General features: G+C 61.3%; 17 protein-coding genes. 10 read left to right on the top strand and 7 right to left on the bottom strand.

All coding sequences use genetic code 11. The features are described 5' to 3' along the window. Window positions 1-10: 10 nt before the first annotated feature. From ABMA32_RS04045 to ABMA32_RS04035, 3 genes are read right to left on the bottom strand one after another with little or no spacing between them, the layout of a single operon-like run. Window positions 11-973 (bottom strand): ABC transporter permease, encoded by a 963-nt coding sequence (locus ABMA32_RS04045; protein WP_349012436.1) that lies wholly within the window; start codon window positions 971-973, stop codon window positions 11-13. A 3-nt stretch (window positions 974-976) separates the two neighbouring features. Further along, complete coding sequence (locus ABMA32_RS04040; protein ID WP_349012435.1) at window positions 977-2,542, bottom strand: sugar ABC transporter ATP-binding protein; 1,566 nt, start codon at window positions 2,540-2,542, stop codon at window positions 977-979. 56 nt (window positions 2,543-2,598) lie between these two features. Next, a complete protein-coding gene (locus ABMA32_RS04035; RefSeq protein WP_349012433.1) occupies window positions 2,599-3,717 on the bottom strand; it encodes a sugar ABC transporter substrate-binding protein in 1,119 nt (372 codons plus the stop codon). Window positions 3,718-3,920: 203 nt separating this feature from the next. Between ABMA32_RS04035 and ABMA32_RS04030 the strand changes: the two genes are divergently transcribed. Genes ABMA32_RS04030 through ABMA32_RS04015 form a run of 4 tightly spaced genes read left to right on the top strand, consistent with a single transcriptional unit; the run spans window position 3,921 to window position 7,910 of the window. Further along, on the top strand, window positions 3,921-4,733 hold the full coding sequence (locus ABMA32_RS04030; RefSeq protein ID WP_349012432.1) for a BtpA/SgcQ family protein: 813 nt from the start codon (window positions 3,921-3,923) through the stop codon (window positions 4,731-4,733). Beyond that, a complete protein-coding gene (locus ABMA32_RS04025; RefSeq protein ID WP_349012431.1) occupies window positions 4,730-5,857 on the top strand; it encodes a M42 family metallopeptidase in 1,128 nt (375 codons plus the stop codon). The genes ABMA32_RS04030 and ABMA32_RS04025 overlap by 4 nt, the downstream gene beginning before the upstream one ends. Continuing rightward, window positions 5,854-7,347 (top strand): FGGY-family carbohydrate kinase, encoded by a 1,494-nt coding sequence (locus tag ABMA32_RS04020; protein ID WP_349012430.1) that lies wholly within the window; start codon window positions 5,854-5,856, stop codon window positions 7,345-7,347. The genes ABMA32_RS04025 and ABMA32_RS04020 overlap by 4 nt, the downstream gene beginning before the upstream one ends. Beyond that, on the top strand, window positions 7,344-7,910 hold the full coding sequence (locus ABMA32_RS04015; protein ID WP_349012429.1) for an SIS domain-containing protein: 567 nt from the start codon (window positions 7,344-7,346) through the stop codon (window positions 7,908-7,910). Before ABMA32_RS04020 ends, ABMA32_RS04015 begins: the two co-directional genes overlap by 4 nt. 23 nt (window positions 7,911-7,933) lie before the next feature. Here ABMA32_RS04015 and ABMA32_RS04010 read toward each other — a convergent pair whose 3' ends face one another. The 3 genes from ABMA32_RS04010 to ABMA32_RS04000 all read right to left on the bottom strand — a co-directional run bounded on the left by ABMA32_RS04010 (window position 7,934) and on the right by ABMA32_RS04000 (window position 11,716). After that, entirely contained in the window at window positions 7,934-8,851 is a 918-nt protein-coding gene (locus ABMA32_RS04010; protein ID WP_349012428.1) for a carbohydrate ABC transporter permease, read from the bottom strand. Further along, on the bottom strand, window positions 8,848-9,951 hold the full coding sequence (locus tag ABMA32_RS04005; protein WP_349012427.1) for a carbohydrate ABC transporter permease: 1,104 nt from the start codon (window positions 9,949-9,951) through the stop codon (window positions 8,848-8,850). Before ABMA32_RS04005 ends, ABMA32_RS04010 begins: the two co-directional genes overlap by 4 nt. A gap of 106 nt (window positions 9,952-10,057) precedes the next feature. Further along, window positions 10,058-11,716, bottom strand: coding sequence for an extracellular solute-binding protein (locus ABMA32_RS04000; protein ID WP_349012426.1), 1,659 nt, complete (start codon window positions 11,714-11,716; stop codon window positions 10,058-10,060). Between the two features lie 271 nt (window positions 11,717-11,987). Here ABMA32_RS04000 and ABMA32_RS03995 point away from each other — a divergent pair, with 271 nt between their 5' ends. The 6 genes from ABMA32_RS03995 to ABMA32_RS03970 all read left to right on the top strand — a co-directional run bounded on the left by ABMA32_RS03995 (window position 11,988) and on the right by ABMA32_RS03970 (window position 18,155). Continuing rightward, the gene (locus ABMA32_RS03995; protein ID WP_349012425.1) at window positions 11,988-13,040 is read left to right on the top strand and encodes an ABC transporter ATP-binding protein; all 1,053 of its coding nucleotides are present in this window, start codon (window positions 11,988-11,990) and stop codon (window positions 13,038-13,040) included. Window positions 13,041-13,079: 39 nt separating this feature from the next. Further along, window positions 13,080-13,535 carry an RbsD/FucU family protein gene (locus ABMA32_RS03990; protein WP_349012424.1) on the top strand — a complete coding sequence of 152 codons (456 nt, stop codon included), beginning with the start codon at window positions 13,080-13,082 and terminating at the stop codon, window positions 13,533-13,535. A 3-nt stretch (window positions 13,536-13,538) separates the two neighbouring features. After that, window positions 13,539-14,459: a ribokinase gene (gene rbsK / locus ABMA32_RS03985; RefSeq protein ID WP_349012423.1), complete on the top strand. Its 921-nt coding sequence runs from the start codon at window positions 13,539-13,541 to the stop codon at window positions 14,457-14,459. Between the two features lie 329 nt (window positions 14,460-14,788). Then, window positions 14,789-15,730 (top strand): LysR substrate-binding domain-containing protein, encoded by a 942-nt coding sequence (locus ABMA32_RS03980; protein ID WP_349012422.1) that lies wholly within the window; start codon window positions 14,789-14,791, stop codon window positions 15,728-15,730. A gap of 119 nt (window positions 15,731-15,849) precedes the next feature. Beyond that, the gene (locus ABMA32_RS03975; protein WP_349012421.1) at window positions 15,850-17,295 is read left to right on the top strand and encodes an aldehyde dehydrogenase family protein; all 1,446 of its coding nucleotides are present in this window, start codon (window positions 15,850-15,852) and stop codon (window positions 17,293-17,295) included. Between the two features lie 14 nt (window positions 17,296-17,309). Further along, complete coding sequence (locus tag ABMA32_RS03970) at window positions 17,310-18,155, top strand: HTD2 family dehydratase (RefSeq protein WP_349012420.1); 846 nt, start codon at window positions 17,310-17,312, stop codon at window positions 18,153-18,155. A 49-nt stretch (window positions 18,156-18,204) separates the two neighbouring features. Here ABMA32_RS03970 and ABMA32_RS03965 read toward each other — a convergent pair whose 3' ends face one another. Continuing rightward, window positions 18,205-19,509 (bottom strand): MmgE/PrpD family protein, encoded by a 1,305-nt coding sequence (locus tag ABMA32_RS03965; protein ID WP_349012419.1) that lies wholly within the window; start codon window positions 19,507-19,509, stop codon window positions 18,205-18,207. Window positions 19,510-19,535: the final 26 nt, after the last annotated feature.

Below are 19,535 nucleotides of genomic sequence, written 5' to 3'. Positions count from 1 at the left end.
ACTTCCTCCATCAGCTACGGCTGGCTTTCGACGCGAAACGATCCTGCAGACTTGCGAGGTAAATTGCGATGAGCAGAACGCTGCCGAAGACCATCTGGCGGATTGAGGGTTCGATCCCGGTCAGGTTCATCAGGTTTTCGATGATGGCGATAACGATCACAGCCCCAAACACGCCGGAGAGCCGGCCAATTCCGCCATTGAGGCTCGTGCCGCCGAGAATGGTGCCGGCAAAGACCATAAGGATATCGCCCTCGCCAAGATCAGCGACAACCGACTGAAGGCGGCCGACCTCGAGAAGTCCCCCAACGGCTGCGGCAAGGCCGGCGATCCCGAAACAGAAAATCTTCGTCCTGTGGACCATCACGCCGGCAAGGAATGCGGCCTCTTCGTTGTTCCCAATTGCGTAGACTTCCTTGCCGATGCGATGGCGCTCCATGAAGATGTAGGCGACACCGTAAAGAAGCAGCCAGACAAAGATTGCAACAGGGATGCCGAACCATCGCTGCTCGCCAAGATAGGTATATTCGGATGGCAGGTAGTAGACACCTTCGGGGATCAGGAAAATAACTGCCCCGCGCATGACAAGGAGTGTCGCAAGCGTGACCAGGAACGCATTGACGCGCAGGGTCACGGCAAAGGCGCCCGAGGCAAGGCCGACTGCCAGACCGATGAAGGGCGTGAGGATCACCGCCAAGACGGGGTGAACGAGACCTGGAGCCCAGACCGTCATCAGCATGATGGCGACTGTCGGCGCGAAGGCGAAGGTCGATTCGAGCGAAAGATCGACTTCCTTGATCAAGAGGACAAGAAACAGGCCGAGCACCATGCATCCCAGAGGCGCTGCCGCCCACAGGACATTCGTCAGGTTCTGGACCGAAGAGAATCCGGGCACCGTCAGCCCGAAAGCGACGAGGACGCTCAAAAGAACCCAGATCAGGTGGCGCTCCAATAAGTTCCTGACGGTGCTGGGCATGGATCAGACTCCCTGGATAGCCTTGTAGAGCGAAGATACGTTGAAGTTCTCATCACCGCGCCGAAGCAGAGAAACGATTCTTCCTCGGAAGAAAACATAGATCCGGTCGCAAACCGTTATCATTTCCTCCTCGCTTTCGGTGAGCATGATCACGGCGCTTTCCCGCGAAAGATCGGTGCGGATCGCCTTCAAGATCTCCGGCTTCGTCGCCAGATCCACGCCACGCGTCGGCTCGTTGAGGATGAGCAGCTTTGGTGCATTGAGGGTCAGGCGGGCAATCAGCACCTTCTGCTTGTTGCCACCGGACAGCCCGCTCATGTTTACATCAGGTCCCCTGGCCTTGATCTTGAACTCGGCGATCTTGTCCCCGGTGACGGCCCTTGCACGCTTTCCGTCGATCAGACCAAGCGCGGTGGAAAACTGGCGATAGCTGGATATGAGCGTGTTCTCGATGATAGACCGACCCTGGATAACCGCCTGACGCTCGCGATGCTTTGGAAGCAGGGCGATGCCGCGCTTCATCGCTTCGCTGGGAGAGGTCAGATGCAGTTCCTTGCCCTCCATTTCGAAGCTGCCAGCGTCGATGGCTCCAAGGCCAAAGAGCGCCTCGGCGGCTTCGTCCTTGCCCGATCCGTCCAGGCCCGCAAAGCCCACGACATCACCGGTCCCGAGCGAGAGATCGACATCCTGGAAAACGCGCCGACGCGTCAGACCCGAAATCCTGGCAATCGGCCTGGAAGCCTCTTCGGAGACCGCTCGCTTAAGGCCGTCAAGGCTCATCACCTGCGTATCGCCGACGATCCAGTCGGCAAGCTCCGCACCCGTCGTGGCAGCCACGTCGATGGTCGCCACCGCTCGCGCGTCGCGCATGACCGTGACCCGGTCGCAGAATTCCATGATCTCGGACACATGGTGCGAGATCAACGTATAGGAGCGGTCGGGATTGCGGCGAACCAGATCACGCAGGAGACCAAGCAGCATGGTCTTGCGTTCGCGCGACAGAGAGGCCGTGATCTCGTCCAGCAGGATCACCTGCGCTTCGTCAATGAACTGCGCCTTTCCAAAGGCCAGCAGTTGCTGGCTCTCGATGGGCAGCGTGAACATCGAGGCGTCGGGGTCAATCGAAAGTCCGACTGCCTCGCCGACCTCCCGCGCCCTGCGCTTCATCTCCTCTTTGCGCAGAAAACCCATGCCACGAGCCAGCGGCCTGCCCATGAACATATTGTCGACGATGGACAATCGTGGCGCGAACTTGGGCTCCTGCGGCACGAGCGACACGCCCAAGGCATGTGCGCGCACGGGATTGTATTCTTCGATGCCGACAAGCTTTCCGCCGATGTCGATCGTTCCCGAGGTCGCTCTCAAGGCGCCGGAAATCAGACTCATCAGCACGGACTTGCCGGCGCCGTTGCGGCCGATGATGCCGTGAATCTCCCCTCGCCTGACCGAAAGGTCGACATCGGCGACGGCCGTGAGGCCTGGGAATATCTTGGTAAGGCCCGCGAGGCGATAAGAATGCGTCTCGGCCGCCCGCTTGGAGCCGGCGGAATGGGGAATGCTCGCGCTCATCGGCATGTACTCGCAGGGGAGAGACGGCGGCGTTCTGTGCCGCCGTCTCGTCTGGATCAGTTAGCAGCCTTGATCTGATTGGCCCAATTGCGCGGATCGTTTGCGGGAACATCTTCAGGAATCGAATACGCCTGAATCTTATACCAATCACCGTCGAAGTCGGAAGACGGGATGATCTCCACTGGCGCCCAGAGTTCTTCGCCCTCGATCGGCAGGGTTCCGGCCGACGCCGACCTGTCCAGCAGCTTCCCGCTCTTCATCATGTCGTAGAGCAGACGCATCGTGATGATGCCTTCGCCGGTCGCCGGCTGGACGGAGATGTGCGTAAGGTCGCCCTTCTCCAGCGCGGCGAGTTCCGGCTGCGTGCCGTCGATGGTGGCGACCGGGATATGGGCCGGATCGTCGGACTTCTTCAGCATGCCCTGCGCGGAGAAAGCCGGGATCGCGCCACCGATACCCATGGTTCCGTCGATGCTGGCGACAGCCAGAATCTTGTCCTTGCCGTAGCGGGAAATCAGGTCGTCCACCGCCTTTCGAGCCTTGGAGCCATCGCAACCGGCTTCCCGGGTTTCGATCTTGATGTTGGGATTGTCCTTGATGATGGGCTCGAACGCGGAGTGATAGCCGGCGCTGCGCCCAATATCGAACGAGGCCGTGATGATGCAACGAAGTTCGATGATGACGCCTTCCTGCTTGCGCCAATCTTCACCGCGATGCTTGTCCAGCCAACCGACGATTGCCTCACCGCCCTTGCGACCGGCCGTTTCGTTATCGAAGGCCACGAACGTCGACTTTGCCTTAGGCACGAAGGCGTTCGAGACAACTACCGGTATGTTTTTTGCGGCGAGATCCTCAACGGTCTTGATCATTGCCTCGCCGCGCCATGGCACAAGCAGGACGCCGTCAACGCCGCGGGCTATCTGTGCATCCAGCGCGTTGCGCTGGGCGCTCACATCATTCGCGCCGAAGACGGTAAATTCGATCTTCACGCCATCGCGGTTCTCGATGCTCTTCCTCTCCATTTCCTGGCCGAGCTGGACGCCGTTGAAATAGATGTCATTCGGTTCCCAGCGGATAACCGCGACACGATAGGTATCCTTCGCCATCGCCACGCCCGACATGGCCAGCGCAAGCGACATGGCTGGCAAAGCTGCCAGCAAAGCTCTCTTCTTCATGGTGATCCTCCAAACGCGCGTCTCTTCCCTAAGCGCGAATGTAACGTATATCGATGATATTATATCGTCAACATGCGTTACATTTTCTTTGTCCTAAATCGCAATAAAGGCTGCTCGAGTTGTGGGCATGCGTGCCGGGAAGGGTTGACGGTTGGACATGGATTCAGTCGCTTGCTAGCATTCGCGGAACACAAGGAGAGTTCATGACTGATAAGTTCAAGCGCGTATTCGGGGCGGGCAAGCCAGTGATCGGCATGGTGCATTTTGGCGCCTTGCCGGGCTCGCCCTTGTATGACGCCGACCGGGGGCTAGACGGGATCATTGACGGAATAAGCCGGGATATCGACGCGCTGCAACAGGCGGGCTTTGACGCGATCATGTTCGGCAACGAAAACGATCGTCCTTACGAATTCGCCGTCGATACGGCCTCGACCGCGACGATGGCCTATGCGATCGGTCGCGTCCGCGACAAAATCACCGTACCCTTCGGCGTCAATGTTCTGTGGGATCCGATGTCGTCGATCGCGCTGGCGGCAGGCACGGGCGCGGCGTTCGTCCGCGAGATCTTCACCGGCACGTATGCTTCCGACATGGGACCCTGGACGCCGGATGCGGGAAAGGCGATGCGCTACCGCGATCGGCTGCACCGGCAGGACCTGGCGCTGCTCTACAATGTCTCGGCGGAGTTCGCGCATTCTCTCGACCAGCGCAGCCTGCCCGACCGCGCCCGCAGCGCCGTGTTCTCAAGCATTCCCGATGCCATTCTCGTGTCCGGCCAGATCACTGGCGAGGCGGCGAAGATGGTTGACCTTGAAGCCGTTAAGAAGGTGCTGCCCGACACGCCGGTTCTCGCCAATACCGGCGTCAAGCACGCAACGGTCGGCGACGTGCTTCTTATTGCCGATGGCTGCATCGTCGGCTCGTCGCTCAAGGTCGATGGCAACACATGGAACGCAGTGGACCCTGATCGTGCCGCCGAATTCATGCGGCTGGCGCGGGCGGCGCGCAGCGCATGAGCGGGACGGTCCGGCTCGGCAAGGTCGGAGAGCGTCTCAAGACGCTGCTCTGCGACCTCATGCTCATCCCCGGCCTGTCCGGCTATGAAGGGCGCGTGCGGAAATATCTTGCAGGCCGTCTGCAGGAACTCGGGTTGGTGACGCGCACCGACGGGCTCGGCAACCTGATCGCCACGCTCGACGGCGACTCCGACGCGCCATCGGTCATGCTCTTTACGCATATGGATCAGCTCGGCTTCATTGTGCGCAAGATTGAGCCGAATGGCTTTTTGCGCATCGAGCGGCTGGGCGGCGTACCGGAACGTGCCCTGCCCTCGCAGGAAGTGCTGATCTGCGTGGCGCCCGGGCGCGACCGGCCCGGCATCATTGCCAACAAGAGCCATCACGCCACGACACCCGAGGAGAAATACAAGATCGTCCCCTATCAGGACCTCTACATCGACGCCGGATTTGCCAGCGCCGACGAGGCGCTTGAGGCCGGTGTCGATATCGGGTCGCCTGTCGTCTACCGGCCGTACTGGCTGGGGCTTTCGGACCAGCGTATCGCCGGCACTTCGGTCGACGATCGCGCCGGATGCGCGGTCGTCATCGAGGCCGCCCGGCAGATCATCGAGCAGCCCGACCGGCCGACGGTTCACTTCGTGTTTTCGGTGCAGGAGGAGTTCAACCTGCGCGGCGCACTCACGGCGGCACAGGTTCTGCAACCCGACATCGCGATCCAGCTCGACCTGCTGCTGGCGACCGATACGCCCGACATGGGTTATCGCGGCGACATTAAGCTTGGTGGCGGGCCCGCTATGAGCATGTATTCCTTCCATGGCCGCGGCACCTTGAACGGCACGATCCCGCATCCGGCGCTTGTGGCCCTGTTCGACCAGTCGGCGCAAAGCATCGGCGTCCCACTGCAGCGAAGCGCGCATGTTGGTGCGCTGACGGACTCATCCTACGTCCAGCTTGTCGGCGGAGGCGTCGCCTCAGTCGATGTCGGTTTCCCGATGCGCTATTCGCACTCGTCGCTCGAGGTCTGCGACTTGTCCGACCTGGAAGGACTCACCACGCTTCTCGTCGAAGCGATCAGCAGGATCGACGACAGTTTCAGCCTCGATCGGGACGACTACGAATGAGGCACTATCTCGGCATAGACATCGGCACCTTCGAATCGAAGGGGGTCATCGTCGACGAAAAAGGTCGAGTCGTCGCCAACGCTTCCCGTCCGCACAAGATGCTGGTTCCGCAACCGGGTTGGGCGGAACATCGCCCGAAGCAGGATTGGTGGGGAGATTTCACCTACATCTGCCGCCGGATGCTGGCCGAGAGTGCGATCGCGCCCGAGACGATCCGGGCGGTCGGAACGAGTGCAATCGGCCCATGCATGCTGCCGGTGGACGAGAATGGCGAGGCGCTGTCCAACGCGGCGCTTTACGGCGTCGATACGCGTGCTACCAAGGAAATCGAGGAACTGAACGCGGCAATCGGCCCTGAGCGTATCCTCAGCCTCTGCGGCAATGCGCTGACGTCGCAATCGGTCGGCCCGAAAATCCTGTGGCTGAAAAGGAACCGGCCCGACATTTTCGCCAAGGCGGCGAAGATCGTCACCTCCACCACTTACCTCGTGCAGAAACTGACAGGCGAATGCGTGATCGATCATTATTCGGCCGCCAATTTTTCGCCGCTCTACCTGATAGACAAGCAGGCGTGGAGCAGCGAACTCGCACCTGACATTATCGAGCAGGAACGGCTTCCGAAAATCGTCTGGACAACGGATATCGCAGGCCACGTTACCGCGGCGGCGGCCCGCGCGACCGGTCTGGCGAAGGGTACACCCGTGATCGCAGGCACAATCGACGCAGCCTCCGAAGCGCTGAGCGTCGGCGTCACCCGGCCGGGGGACATGATGGTGATGTACGGCTCAACGATCTTCACCATCATGCTGTCGAAAGAGCGCATCGCCGACGGGCGGCTCTGGTACGCGCCGTGGCTCTTTCCTGGCGAGCATGCCTCAATGGCGGGGCTAGCCACAAGCGGGACGCTGACCCACTGGTTTCGCGACATCGCGGCGCGCGAGATTGATCGCGGTAAGGCTTTCGCAAAACTCTCCCGCGAAGCGGAAGCATCGCCGGCGGGAGCGAAGGGACTGGTGATGCTCCCGTACTTCTCCGGCGAGCGGACGCCTATCCATGATCCCGATGCGAAGGGTATGATATTCGGGCTCAACCTCACACACACACGCGGCGACCTCTATCGCGCCCTGCTCGAAGGTATCGCCTGCGGCACGACACACATCATCGATACGTATCGTGAAATCGACGAGGTGCCGAAGAAACTGCTCGCCGTCGGCGGCGGCACGAAGAACAAGGTCTGGTCGCAGGCGACGTCAGACATTTCCGGCATGGCGCAGACCGTTTGCGCAAAGACGGTCGGGGCGAGCTATGGCGACGCTTTCCTGGCAGCGCTTGCTGTCGGTGACGTCAGGAAGAAAGATATCGCCGCCTGGAACCCGGAGGCGCGTCGCATTGTCCCATCGCGCTCGCATCGCGTCACATATGCGCGCCAGTACCACATCTTCCGTGAACTCTATTCCCGCAACCGCGACCTGATGGCCGAACCGTCATGACCGATTCGACCAATGCTCTTTTCGGCCGGGCGCTCGGCGAGCTTGATGCCGTCCTCTCGCGCGTCGATGCGGACGCAATCGAGCGCGCCTGCCTTGCGCTTGCCAATGCGCGGCGCATCGGAATTTACGGCTGTGGTCGCGAAGCCCTGCAGATGAAAGGCTTCGCGATGCGCCTTTTTCATCTCGACCTGCCGGTCTCGGTGGTTGGCGACGTGACGATGCCGGCGCTCGGCGAAAGCGACGTGTTCTTTGCCAGCTCGGGCCCGGGAGAAACGACGACCGTGCTGACCCTGATGAAGGTCGCGCGCGAAGCAGGCGCATGGAACCTGCTCGTGACCGCCCAGCCCAAATCAAGCGCGGCGGCGCTTGCCGACGATGTGGTGCTCATTCCGGCTCAGACAATGGCCGACGACCAAGGCGCCAAACGCACGTCCGTCCTGCCGATGGGCTCGGTATTCGAAGGCGCGCTGTTCCTTCTTTTCGAGATCATGATCCTCAGGCTGAAGGACATTCTCGACGTCACGCCAGAAGCCATGCGCGGCCGTCACACCAACATGGAATGACCGTCCGTCGCGCGGCGGCAGCTCTACTTCACCGCACCTGCAGTCATGCCCTTGATCAGGTAACGCTCGAGCACAACGCCGATGATGATCAGCGGTATGATCGCAGCGAAGGAAAGCGCTGCCATCGACCACCAGCTTATGCCCTGGCTGCCCGTCTGCGACGCGACCATGACCGGCAGCGTATTTGCATGGGTCGACGTGAGCAGCGCCGCGAAGAAATACTCGTTCCATGTCAGCACGAGGCTGAGGATAAAGGCAGCAATCATCCCCGGCAGCGCGATCGGCAGGATCACACTGAAGAAGGCGCCCCAGATCGACAGGCCGTCAACCAATGCCGCCTCTTCCAGTTCGGTCGGGATCGACTCGAACTGGTCGCGCATGATCCAGATAACGATCGGCAGCACCGTCAGCGTATAGAGCAGGATCAGGCCGATCCGCGTGTCGAGCAGCGCAAGCTGCTTGTAGAGCACAAGGAAAGGCAGCGCGAGCACGACCGGCGGCAGGATCAGTTGCGACAGGAAGAAGAAGGATATGTCGGAGTTCCGCATGAAGCCGAACCGGTAAGAGAACCGCGACAGGCCATATGCAGCGAGCGAGCCGAGGATGACGGCGATAGTGGATGCGGAGATCGCGGTGATCGCCGAATTGATGAAACGCTGCATGAACTGATCGCGCACCGTGCTTTCGGCTCCGATCGTTTCCGGCGACAGGCCGAGCGAACGCCAGCCGAGCCAGGCGGGCTTGTAGTCCACCCAAGGAATGAGCGCGCCCTGCATGACATTCGGCGCGGTCTTGAAGCTCGTGGTGATCGTCCAGTAGATCGGGAACAGGCAGACGATCGCCCAGGCGATCAGCAGCAGGTAGATGAGCGTCTTGCCGGCAATGCGCCTTGTCTGGAAGGCGCGGTCAGTCTCGCCGTCGCGAAAGATCGCCTCGCTCATGTCTTTGGCCTCGCGAACCTGTCCGCCAGCTTCATCAGGATTGTCATGGCGATGATGATGATGACGAGATAGACCATCGCCAGCAGCGTTCCGTAGCCGACATTCGAGCGGTCGCGATACTCACGGAAGATGAACGATGTCACGGTGTCCGTCGCGCCGCCGGGACCGCCTGCCGTCAGGTTGATGACGATATCGGCAAGCTTCAGCTTGAAGATGAGACGGATGAGGATGGCCGTGATCGACACCGGCAGCATCAGCGGGAACGTCACCTCCCAGAAGCTCTTCCACGGGCTTGCGCCGTCAACCTTTGCCGCCTCCGTCAGTTCCTTCGGGATGGCCTGCAGCCCAGCCAGGATCATGATCATCATGAACGGGATGAAGGTCCAGGCGTCCAGCAGCATGATGGTCATCCGCGCGACCTCCGGCGAGCCGAAGAAGGACGGATTGTCCCATCCGAGCCAGCGCGCGAAGCGGGCCACCGGCCCGAAGCGTATCTCCAGCATCGACTTGCCGATCATCCAGCTTACGGCGACGGGCGAAAGCATCAGGGGCAGCAGGAAAGCGACACGAAAAAATTTCCGCGCGCGGATCTCGGAATTCAGCAGCAATGCGAGGCCGAAGGCGATGACGTATTCCACCAGGATCGCGAGAGTATACCAGACCATGTTTCGCAGTGCGTTCCAGTAGAACGGGTCGCTCCACATCTGGCGGACGTTGTCTAGCCCGTTGAACTGTCGGCCAAGCGGCGAGGACAGGTTCCAGCTAGAAAAGGCGATGACCAGCCCGAACAGCAGCGGAAAGACCGTCAGCGAAACGACGAACAAGGCTGCCGGCAGCACGAACAGCGTGCGCTTGCCGTGTTCTCCGCGGATCAGAACCTGACTCCAGCATAGACATGCCGCCCACAGGATGTAGGCGTAGAGCACCGGTCGCCACGTCTGAAAGCCGAAGTCGCCATAACCCATGTGCTGGGCGGTCTGGAGCGCCGCGACGAGCGCGACGACAAGAGCCGAGCCCCAGACGATGGCGTGGCCGAAGAGCCTTCGTCTGTCGGAGATATCGTCGGCGGTGACGACGTGAAGAAGGTCACCCTGGCTCAATGCGTCCCCACTGTCACCTTCATGCGCCACGACGGAACGACCGTCGCTGGAAAACTGCTAGGAGAAAGAGGGAGCGCGCAAATTTTTGCGCGCTCCCTCGATTTGCTTAAAGACCGAGCGAAGCCTTGTAGAGCTTGATCTGGTTTTCGCGTCCGATCTGGTCCGTGATCTTCTCCCAGGCGGCCGCGATCGCGTCCGCCGTCTCCTGCGCGGACTTGTACTGGCCGGCGAAGCCTTTCGCCAGTTCGTCCTCGGCGACCGAGTAGTACTGGAAGATGCCGGGGATGCGCGGTTCGATTGCGGCGTTCGGATGGTTGTAGCTGTCCGCGTTCGAGCCGAGATAGTCTTCGATATAGGCGCGATCGTAGCCGGCAGCTTCCCACTCGTCGTAGTTGAAGTGCGATTGGCGGTAAGGCTGGAAGCCCGACGGATACGCCGACGTCCAGAGGCTGATGTCCTTGCCGCCAAGATGGGCGGCAGCGGACCACGCGGCCTTTCGCTTCTTTTCATCGCCGGAAACGCGGCTGGTCACGTAAATGCCCCAGCCGATATAGGCCATGTTCGGCGCGAAGTTGCCGCCGTCAGGAGTCTCCCACTCGCTTGTCTTGGAGTTGTAGACCTTGTCCGAGCCAGGGTTGATCGAGAAGCCCACGACATCGCCGACCACGGAAGTATCCGACGTCCGCGCCATCGAACCCACGTCGCCCCACCAGGTCAGTCCCGCGCCGGTACCCGCGAGGAATTGCTGGAAGGCCGTGGTGCCCGGGTCGGCGTTGATCTGGTCCGACGGGTAGGCGCCAGCCGCGATCAGGTCCATCACGTCCTGGATGGCCTGCACGAAGGCAGGGTTGTTGACGCGCGGCTTCATCGTATCCGGGTCGAACAGCCAGGCCTTGTCGTCGGGATGCTTCGCGTAGGCCGACGCGCGATCTTCAAGGAAGTAGAAGCCGAAGCCACCCCACCCCTTGAGCGGATCGAGGAAGCCGTAAGCATCGAGACCGGTCAGCGGGTCTTTCTGGCCCTTGATCTTCTTCGACCATTCATTGACCTGCTGCCACGTCGTCGGCATCTCGGTAACGCCCGTCGCGCCGGAGATCGCCGGATCGGTCAGATAATCCTTGCGATAGGCGAAGGTGTGGCAGTCGCCATCGATGGTAATGCGATAGGTCTTGCCGTCCCAGGTGCCGACCGGCGGCTTCAGATAGCCGACCAGATCGTCCGCTTCGATCTGTTTCGCAACCCATTCCGGCATCTCGTCGAGCAGGCCCTTGCTCGCCGTATCGCCTTCGAAAGGCGCGCCCATCTCGATGATGTCGAAATCGACCGTTCCAGTCGCAATCGACTGCTGAAGGCGGGCGTTGTAGTCGGCCTGCGCAAGGTCGATCCAGTTGATCTTGGCGCCGGTATAGGCCTCCCACGGTTTCAGGAAACCGCGGAAGAGGAAGTTGTGCAGGTTCTGGTTGTTCAGACCCATGAAGGTCAGTTCGACGCCGGCGAACTCGCCTTCGGCGACATTGGCCTTGGTGGCGGCGAGCGTCAGTTCGCCGACCTTCTGCCAGTCCGCGTCAGTAGGCGATCCGGCGCCGACGCCGGGGATTTTCAAAAGCTCGGCGCGCAGATTGTCCTGCGCCGACACCTGGCGGGTCAACGCACCAAGTGTGCCCGTCGAGGCCGCAGCAACCGCCGCCATGCTCGCCGCGCCCTTGAGCAACGCACGCCGGGTCGCGCCGGCACGCATCAGATACTCGTAGTGACTCACTTTCATCTAGCTAACCTCCCAAGCTTGAATCGGATTTCAGTCCATTGCACCAAGGCAGACCTTTGTACTCCCAACACGCGGCCTTGCTATTTGGCCTCGGTCATCCTCGGCCCTGAAAAGTCCGCGAACGCATCGCAGGCAATCGAACGACACTATGGATGAAGCCCGATTGGAGTCAACGCGATTGGCAAAGTTGATTTGTCAATGAAAACGGGCGATGGACTCGGTCTTTGGTGTTGGCTAGCTTCTGCCGCCAGAAACACAGCCCGGGGGGACGATGGCGCAGGTCGCAATCCAGAATGTGGCAAAGGCCTTCGGCGCAGTGAAGGTCCTGCACGGCGTCTCCATCGGCATCGCCGACGGAGAATTCGTGGCGCTCGTTGGGCCGTCGGGCTGCGGCAAGTCAACCTTGCTACGCATGATCGCCGGCCTCGAGGAAGTGACGGGCGGAACCATCGCCATCGGTGATCGCGTCGTCAATCAGTTGCCCCCGAGCAAGCGCGACATCGCCATGGTCTTTCAGAACTATGCGCTCTATCCGCACAAGACTGTCGCGCAGAATATGGGGTTCGCGCTCAAATTGCGCGGCGCCGACCGAGCAACCATAGACGAGAGAGTGCGCAAGGCGGCCGAGATTCTCGATCTGCTGCCCTATCTGAATCGTTATCCGCGCCAATTGTCTGGCGGACAGCGTCAGCGCGTCGCGATGGGTCGAGCCATCGTGCGTGACCCGCAGGTCTTCCTCTTCGACGAACCGCTTTCCAACCTCGACGCAAAACTGCGTGTGCAGATGCGCACGGAAATCAAGGAACTGCACCAGCGCCTGAAGACCACGACCGTCTATGTCACCCACGACCAGGTCGAAGCGATGACCATGGCTGACAAGATCGTCGTCATGCAGGCCGGCAGGATCGAGCAGATGGGTGCGCCGCTCGAACTTTTCGACCGGCCAGCCAACACCTTCGTTGCAGGCTTCATAGGCTCGCCCGCCATGAATATACTGAAAGGCAAGGTTCAGGGTAACGGCGTTCTTATAGACGGTGCACTCCTTCCCTTCACGGGAGAGCACAACCTCTCCGAAGGACAGGATATTCTCTACGGCGTGCGCCCCGAACATTTCGACATCGTCGGTGAGGACGGTATCGCTGCGCGCATTTCGGTGGTCGAACCGACAGGGTCCGAGACGACGGTCGTCCTACGTTTCGGCGAGAGCGAGATCGTTGCCCTCTTCCGTGAACGGCACGATTTCAAGCCCGGTGACACGCTTCACCTGCGGCCGCGCGAGGAACTGGTCCATCTCTTCGACCCGCAAAGCGGGCAGAGGGTCTGAAGACCCGCAAACAGAATCTATCCGGGAGGAATTCGACACATGCTTAAAGGTGTTCATCCGCTGCTGAATGCGGACGTGCTTTACGCTCTGCGCGCAATGGGACATGGCGACGACCTGATCATCTGCGATACTAATTTTCCCGCCGACTCGGTCGCCCGGCAGACGAGGCTCGGAAAGCTGTTGAGGCTGGACAACACGACCGCCGCGCAGGCAGCGGAAGCGATCCTTTCTGTCTATCCCCTCGACAGCTTCGTGGATGACGCGGCCGCCCGCATGGAGATTGTCGGCAAGCCGAAGGAAGTCCCGCCGGTCCAGAAGGAAGTCCAGAAGGTGATCGACAAGGCCGAGGGCAAGCGCTGGCCGATGATCTCGATCGAACGCTATGCTTTCTACGAGCGCGCCAAGCAGGCCTATTGCGTCATCCAGACAGGCGAACGTCGCTTCTATGGCTGCTTCGCCTTCCGCAAGGGCGTGATTCCGCCGGACGCCGCTTAAGCCATGGCCGTGCAGAAACCTGTCGTCATTCTCGGCGTTTTCGTCGCGGACACCGCCTATCGTGCCGCCCGCGCGCCGCGCATGGGCGAAACGATCCTCGGATCCGGCTTCAAGCTTGGCCCTGGCGGCAAGGGTTCGAACCAGGCGGTCGCAGCCGGTCGCCTCGGCGCGGACGTCACGTTCATCACACGGCTCGGCCGTGATCCCTTCGCGGATATGGCACTGGCGACGTGGAAGGATGCCGGCGTCAAGGCCGCCGTGATCGAGACACCCGAAAGCTATACAGGCGCGGCCTACATTTTCGTCGAGGAAACCACCGGCAACAACGCCATCATCGTCGCGCCGGGCGCGGCATCGCTGATCTCTTCCGCCGACATCGACGCAAACGCCGCGCTTATCCGCTCGGCCGGCGTATTTGTCACGCAACTCGAGCAGCCTATCGACGCGGCGGAGCGCGCATTGGAGATCGCAAGGGAGGCTGGAGTCACAACGATCCTCAATCCGGCTCCGGCGGCGAAACTGCCTGACCGCATCTACAAGCTCAGCGACTACCTTACGCCCAACGAGACCGAGACGGAAGAACTGACCGGAATGAAGGTCGAAAGTGTCGACGACGCCCGGCGCGCTGGTGACAGGCTGCTTTCGCTCGGTGTGGGCGCGGCGGTCATCACGCTTGGAGACAAGGGCGCGCTTCTCCACACCGCACGGCAGTCGGAGCACGTGCCTGCAATATCGGCCGGCCCCGTCGTGGAGACGACCGGCGCGGGCGATGCGTTCAACGGCGGCTTTGCAGCGGCGCTTGCCCGTGGCGTCGCCCCCCTGGAGGCCGTGCGCTTTGCCTGCGCCGTGGCAGGCATTTCGGTAACTCGCCCCGGCACGGCGCCCTCCATGCCGACGCGGGACGAGGTCGAACGGCTGCTGTGAAGTCGGCAACTTGGCGGTTCGCCAACGGGCGTTCCGTATCCTTGCCTTGCCGTCAGGCCGGCTGGTAATCGGCCTTCAGTAGCACAAGTCCATGCACTGGCTACTCTCTGGCGTTCATGGTCTAGTGGCTCCACCGCGAAGGCTCGCCATAAGACATTGCCCCCGGTGGCTTAATCTTTCGCCTTGCCGGCGCGGGGAACATTGTGTGGCGCCGCTACGCGACATTCCCTCTAACGTAGCGTGACAGACAACGCACAAGGTCTTATGTCATCTGGCTCCACTGAAAGCGCTCTTTCATGGCAATGGACAAGGCTTAAGAAAGACAAACGTTGGACTCCCGTCAGCTCAAATACTTCCGTGAGATCGTGGAAAACGGCTCCATGAGCGGCGCGGCGCGCAATCTCGGCATCGCGCAGCCGTCGCTGTCGCAACTGGTGCGCAATCTTGAGGAGACACTGGGTGTCGAGCTCCTGATCCGCACCGCTCGCGGGATCGTGCCGACCGAGGCGGGGCAGCGCCTTTACCATCACGCACGGCAGATCGAGAATTATATCGAGACTGCGCGCGAGGACGTGGTAAACGTCGGCTCCGAGCCATCCGGCAGAGTTGTCTTCGGAATGCCGCCAACCATCTCGATGGCCCTCTCGATTCCAATGGCGGAAACGATCCGCATCGAGATGCCGAAGGTGAAGTTCGGCGCTATCGAGGCCATGACCGGGCATCTGCGCGAATGGCTCATCAGGGGCGAACTCGACCTCGCCCTGCTCTACGACAACACCAACATCGGCGACTGTTCGAACTCGCTACTGTTGACTGAAGACCTCTGGTTCTATTCGGCCGCGGAGGACTGGCCGTTCAGCACGCCGCCACTGGAGCCCGTGGACCTGAAGGCCGTCCTTGCCACGGAACTTGTCCTGCCGTCAGAGCGGCACGGACTGCGCACCTTCATCGAACGGATCGCGCAAGCGCACCAACTCGAGCCGAAGGTTTCCATCGAGATGGATTCCCTCACCCAGATCAAGGCGCTGGTCGCGCGCGGCAGCGGCTACACCATCCTGTCACCGGCTTCCATGCACGACCTCGTCTCTGACGGCACGCTGGTGGGAAGTCCCATCATCAACCCGCATCTGAGGCGTAACGTTTTTCTCGTCCGCTCGTCCAACGCCGGGGTCACGCTGGCGTGCAGGCGCACCGAGGAGACCTGCCGCGAGGTCGTGGCAAACCTGGTCGCGCGTGGTATCTGGCAGGCGCAGCTTCCAGACAAAGCATAGACCCTTCTTATACCCCTTCGTTGCAGCGCTTATTGGATGTGTCGGCCCAGCCGACCTATTGTCGTTCCGATAGGGGAGGAAGGCTAGCCGGAGTCCCGATCCGCTTGAGGAACGCAGATATGACCGTCCAGCTACCGGAACCTCTGAACCTGATCGGTGGAAGTTGGGTTCCGGCACAAAGCGGTAGGACGCTGGATGTCGTAGCGCCGTCAACCGGCAAGGTCTTCACAACGATAGCCGCCAGCGGAGCCAGCGATATCGATGCTGCCGTGTCGTCTGCGCGCCACGCTTTCGAGGAAGGCGCGTGGGGGCGGATGAGCGCAGTGCAGCGCGGGCGCATCATGATCCGGATATCCGAACTGATCACCCGGGACGCCGAAGAACTCGCGCAGGTCGAAAGTCTCGACACGGGCAAGCCGATTTCCCAGGCGCGCGCGGACATGGTTGCCGCAGCGCGCTATTTCGAATTCTACGGCGCGGCAGCCGACAAGGTGCATGGCGAACACATTCCTTTCATGCAGGGTTATGACGTGAAGGTGGTCCGCGAGCCGCATGGCGTAACCGGGCACATAATCCCCTGGAACTATCCCGCGCAGATGGTGGGACGCACGCTCGCTCCTGCCCTGGCAATGGGCAATGCGACCATCATGAAGCCGGCCGAGGAGGCTTGTCTTACCGTTCTCATGATCGGCAAGCTTGCGATGGAAGCCGGCATGCCGGCGGGCGCGATAAACATCGTCACGGGCGAAGGTCATGTGGCTGGCGCGGCACTGTCCGAGCATCCCGGAATCGATTTCATCTCCTTCACCGGGTCGCCCGAAGTCGGCGTGATCATCCAGACGAATGCGGCGAAGAATTTCATCGGCTGTACGCTCGAACTCGGCGGCAAGAGCCCGCAGATCGTCTTCGAGGATGCCGATCTGGATCGGGTCCTGCCCGTGTTGGCGGGAGCCATCGTCCAGAACGGAGGGCAGACCTGTTCGGCGGGCAGCCGTGCTCTCATCCAGCGCTCCATATGGGACAAGGTTGTCGGACGCCTGGCCGAACGCTTCAAGGAACTGACGGCAGCACCTTCGGAACAGGATCGCGAGCTCGGCGCGCTTATCTCGGGCAAACAACGCGACAGGGTGCAGGCGTTCATTTCCGGAACGGACTCTCCCTTGATTGCACGCGGCAAGGTAGCAACTGGCTCACCGGAAGACGGGTTTTACGTTGCGCCTGCGCTCTTCGGGCCCTGCGATCCACAATCCACCCTAGCGCAGGTCGAAGTCTTCGGTCCGGTTCTCGCCGCTATTCCGTTCGACGACGAGAAAGAAGCAATCCGGATTGCAAACGGCACCGAATTCGGTCTGGTCGCGGGAGTATGGACGCTGGACGGAAACCGGCAGCAGCGTGTTGCGAAGGCGCTGCGCTGTGGGCAGGTCTTCATCAACGGATATGGCGCGGGGGGCGGCATCGAACTGCCGTTCGGTGGCAGGCGCAAGTCCGGACACGGCCGCGAGAAAGGCTTCGCTGCCCTTCACGAGTTCTCGACAATCAAGACGATCGTTCACAACCACGGCTGAGGTGATCGACCATCATGTCGGATCAAGCGAAGATGGACATCTCTGCCGACGTGCGTGCCGGATGCGAGGCGTTTGTCGGCAACTGCCGGGAAATCGAGGATACGCTCGCCCCGGAAGCTGCTGACAAGCTCGCGGTCCTTCTTGGCCACGAATTGCCCAGCGAGCACCTGCCACCCACATATCACTGGGCCTATTTCAACAAGGGCATTCCTGCGCGTGATGTCGGCGCGGACATGCATGAACGGACAGGAATTTTCCTGCCGGCCGCACCTTTTCATCGCCGCATGTGGGCGGCTGGGGATGTCTCGATCTTCCAGCCGCTGCGCATTGGCGTTCCGGCACGTCGGCGTTCAACCGTCACTGCCGTGGAGTTCAAAGACGGCAATTCCGGCCAGATGTGTTTTGTCACCGTCTCGCATGAGATCGAACAGGACGGCGCGCCCAGCATTTCCGAGAAGCAAACGATCGTCTATCGCGATCGGGGCGGTCCAGAGAAGCCGCTGAGGCAGAAGGAAGACGCCATTCCGGAGGGCTACTTCGTCCACGCCGACAGCGAATTGTGGTTCTACTCGGCGATCACTTACAACGGACACCGGATCCATTGGGATCGTGAGTTCTGCCGGAACGTCGAAGGCTACCCGGATCTCGTTGTCCACGGGCCGTTGATGGCGACGAAGCTGTGCGAGGCGATGCGCGGCGAAAAGCTGGTGTCCCAGCGTTTCACTTTCCGCGCACAGGCACCCGTCTTCACGACTTCCCCTATCCGGATCGTGACCGGCGTTCCGGGCGAGCAGAGGCATGGGGAAATCCAGCGTTCTGACGGCGTGGTTTCCATGACGGCAAAACTGACGTTGCTCTAGGCCCGGCAGGCTGCGGAGGACTCGGACCGGGACGCGGCGACGGGACCTGTTATTTGCGCAGCGCGCTGCCTACCGCGCGGGCGCTTTTGCCCGCCAGATCGGCGAACGCCTGCCAAAGTCCAGTTCCACGCGCTCCGATGAGCGCTTCCGCCTTCGTGCGCAGCTTGCCGGCAAGCACATGCTGCGGCAGCTCTGCGTCCAGATCGTGATGCAGCTCTATTTTCGCACCATCCTTCAGCGTCAGGACGCCCCGCGCCTGCATGTCGGTCAGCGCATCGTCTCCGATCACCTCGACCTTGTTGGCGAATGCCGAAAGCGCACGGTCGTCGACAAGACTGTCGCGGTAAATCCGGTCGTCGCCCGTACGATCGCCCCGGATCGTCATGCCAGCCAGCCAGTTATAGCTGAACTTCACCTCAAGGCCTGTGCGCGGCCGCTTGATATCGCAGACGCTCAGCCAGCGTGGATTGGTGCGCAGCACGAGCGCGGCAATGTCGTCGAGGCCCCGCCCCTTCAGGGCGTCCGCGCCGAGGAGCGCCTCGATCATCGCATGCGTCCCGTGGCAGCAGGCATGAAGTTTGTATTTGTTGTCGTCGAAAATGAAGTTGTCGATGGAGCCGTCGCTTGCCGGCTCTGCGGCAGGCGAGTGTGTCGGTATGAAACCCTGTAACCCCTCAAGGCCGTCATCGGAAGACGTCATGCCGAGTGACGCGAGCTTGGCGCACTCGACACCATTCGAAGCGGCGATGCCTGCATTGTAGGGCTTTCCCATGGTGCCGAATTGCGATTTGAGCCCGGACGCCCGGGTCGAGCATAGTCCGATCGCATTTCGCAACTGCTCGCGGTTCAGGCCATAAAGCCGCGCGGCCGCGACGGTCGCGCCAAAGGCGCCAGCGGTAGCCGTCTGGTGAAAGCCTTGATTGTAGTGCGCCCTGCCCAGAACGATTCCAATCCTGATCGCAGCTTCCGCGCCGACCAGAAATGCTTCGACCATGGCATCCGCGGAGGCGTCGATCTCCTCGGCCACTGCGAGTGCTGCCGGATAGATAGCGACAGACAGATGCCCGATATGGGCGAAATGCGTATCGTCGTAGTCCAGCGCATGGCTGGTTGCTCCGTTGACGAGCGCCGCCATGCGCGCAGGAACTCCGCCATCGCCAAAGACCGAAGACACGCCGTTGCCCGCTTCCTGCTCCGCCAGCAGGCGAAGTTTTGCCGCCACCGGTTCGTCGGTTGCAGCGATACCGCACGCCATCCAGTCGAGCAGCGAAAAACGGGCGAGCCCCATCGCCCGGGCAGGGAGACGGTCGGAGGGCAGTCGGGCCAGTTCGATGACACGGTCGATCAGCAACATGGAAAACTCCCGTATGTCACAACGCG

Origin of the sequence: Mesorhizobium quangtriensis (assembly GCF_040081925.1) — a bacterium.
GTDB classification, from domain to species: Bacteria; Pseudomonadota; Alphaproteobacteria; order Rhizobiales; family Rhizobiaceae; genus Mesorhizobium_K; species Mesorhizobium_K quangtriensis.
This window is presented reverse-complemented; position numbering and strand designations above follow the sequence as displayed.

Bases quoted from the DNA above. Each gene is read 5' to 3' on its own strand.
- ABMA32_RS04045 (WP_349012436.1), bottom strand. From the start codon at position 973: ATGCCCAGCACCGTCAGGAACTTATTGGAGCGCCACCTGATCTGGGTT.
- ABMA32_RS04040 (WP_349012435.1), bottom strand. From the start codon at position 2,542: ATGAGCGCGAGCATTCCCCATTCCGCCGGCTCCAAGCGGGCGGCCGAG.
- ABMA32_RS04035 (WP_349012433.1), bottom strand. From the start codon at position 3,717: ATGAAGAAGAGAGCTTTGCTGGCAGCTTTGCCAGCCATGTCGCTTGCG.
- ABMA32_RS04030 (WP_349012432.1), top strand. From the start codon at position 3,921: ATGACTGATAAGTTCAAGCGCGTATTCGGGGCGGGCAAGCCAGTGATC.
- ABMA32_RS04025 (WP_349012431.1), top strand. From the start codon at position 4,730: ATGAGCGGGACGGTCCGGCTCGGCAAGGTCGGAGAGCGTCTCAAGACG.
- ABMA32_RS04020 (WP_349012430.1), top strand. From the start codon at position 5,854: ATGAGGCACTATCTCGGCATAGACATCGGCACCTTCGAATCGAAGGGG.
- ABMA32_RS04015 (WP_349012429.1), top strand. From the start codon at position 7,344: ATGACCGATTCGACCAATGCTCTTTTCGGCCGGGCGCTCGGCGAGCTT.
- ABMA32_RS04010 (WP_349012428.1), bottom strand. From the start codon at position 8,851: ATGAGCGAGGCGATCTTTCGCGACGGCGAGACTGACCGCGCCTTCCAG.
- ABMA32_RS04000 (WP_349012426.1), bottom strand. From the start codon at position 11,716: ATGAAAGTGAGTCACTACGAGTATCTGATGCGTGCCGGCGCGACCCGG.
- ABMA32_RS03995 (WP_349012425.1), top strand. From the start codon at position 11,988: ATGGCGCAGGTCGCAATCCAGAATGTGGCAAAGGCCTTCGGCGCAGTG.
- ABMA32_RS03990 (WP_349012424.1), top strand. From the start codon at position 13,080: ATGCTTAAAGGTGTTCATCCGCTGCTGAATGCGGACGTGCTTTACGCT.
- rbsK (WP_349012423.1), top strand. From the start codon at position 13,539: ATGGCCGTGCAGAAACCTGTCGTCATTCTCGGCGTTTTCGTCGCGGAC.
- ABMA32_RS03975 (WP_349012421.1), top strand. From the start codon at position 15,850: ATGACCGTCCAGCTACCGGAACCTCTGAACCTGATCGGTGGAAGTTGG.
- ABMA32_RS03970 (WP_349012420.1), top strand. From the start codon at position 17,310: ATGTCGGATCAAGCGAAGATGGACATCTCTGCCGACGTGCGTGCCGGA.
- ABMA32_RS03965 (WP_349012419.1), bottom strand. From the start codon at position 19,509: ATGTTGCTGATCGACCGTGTCATCGAACTGGCCCGACTGCCCTCCGAC.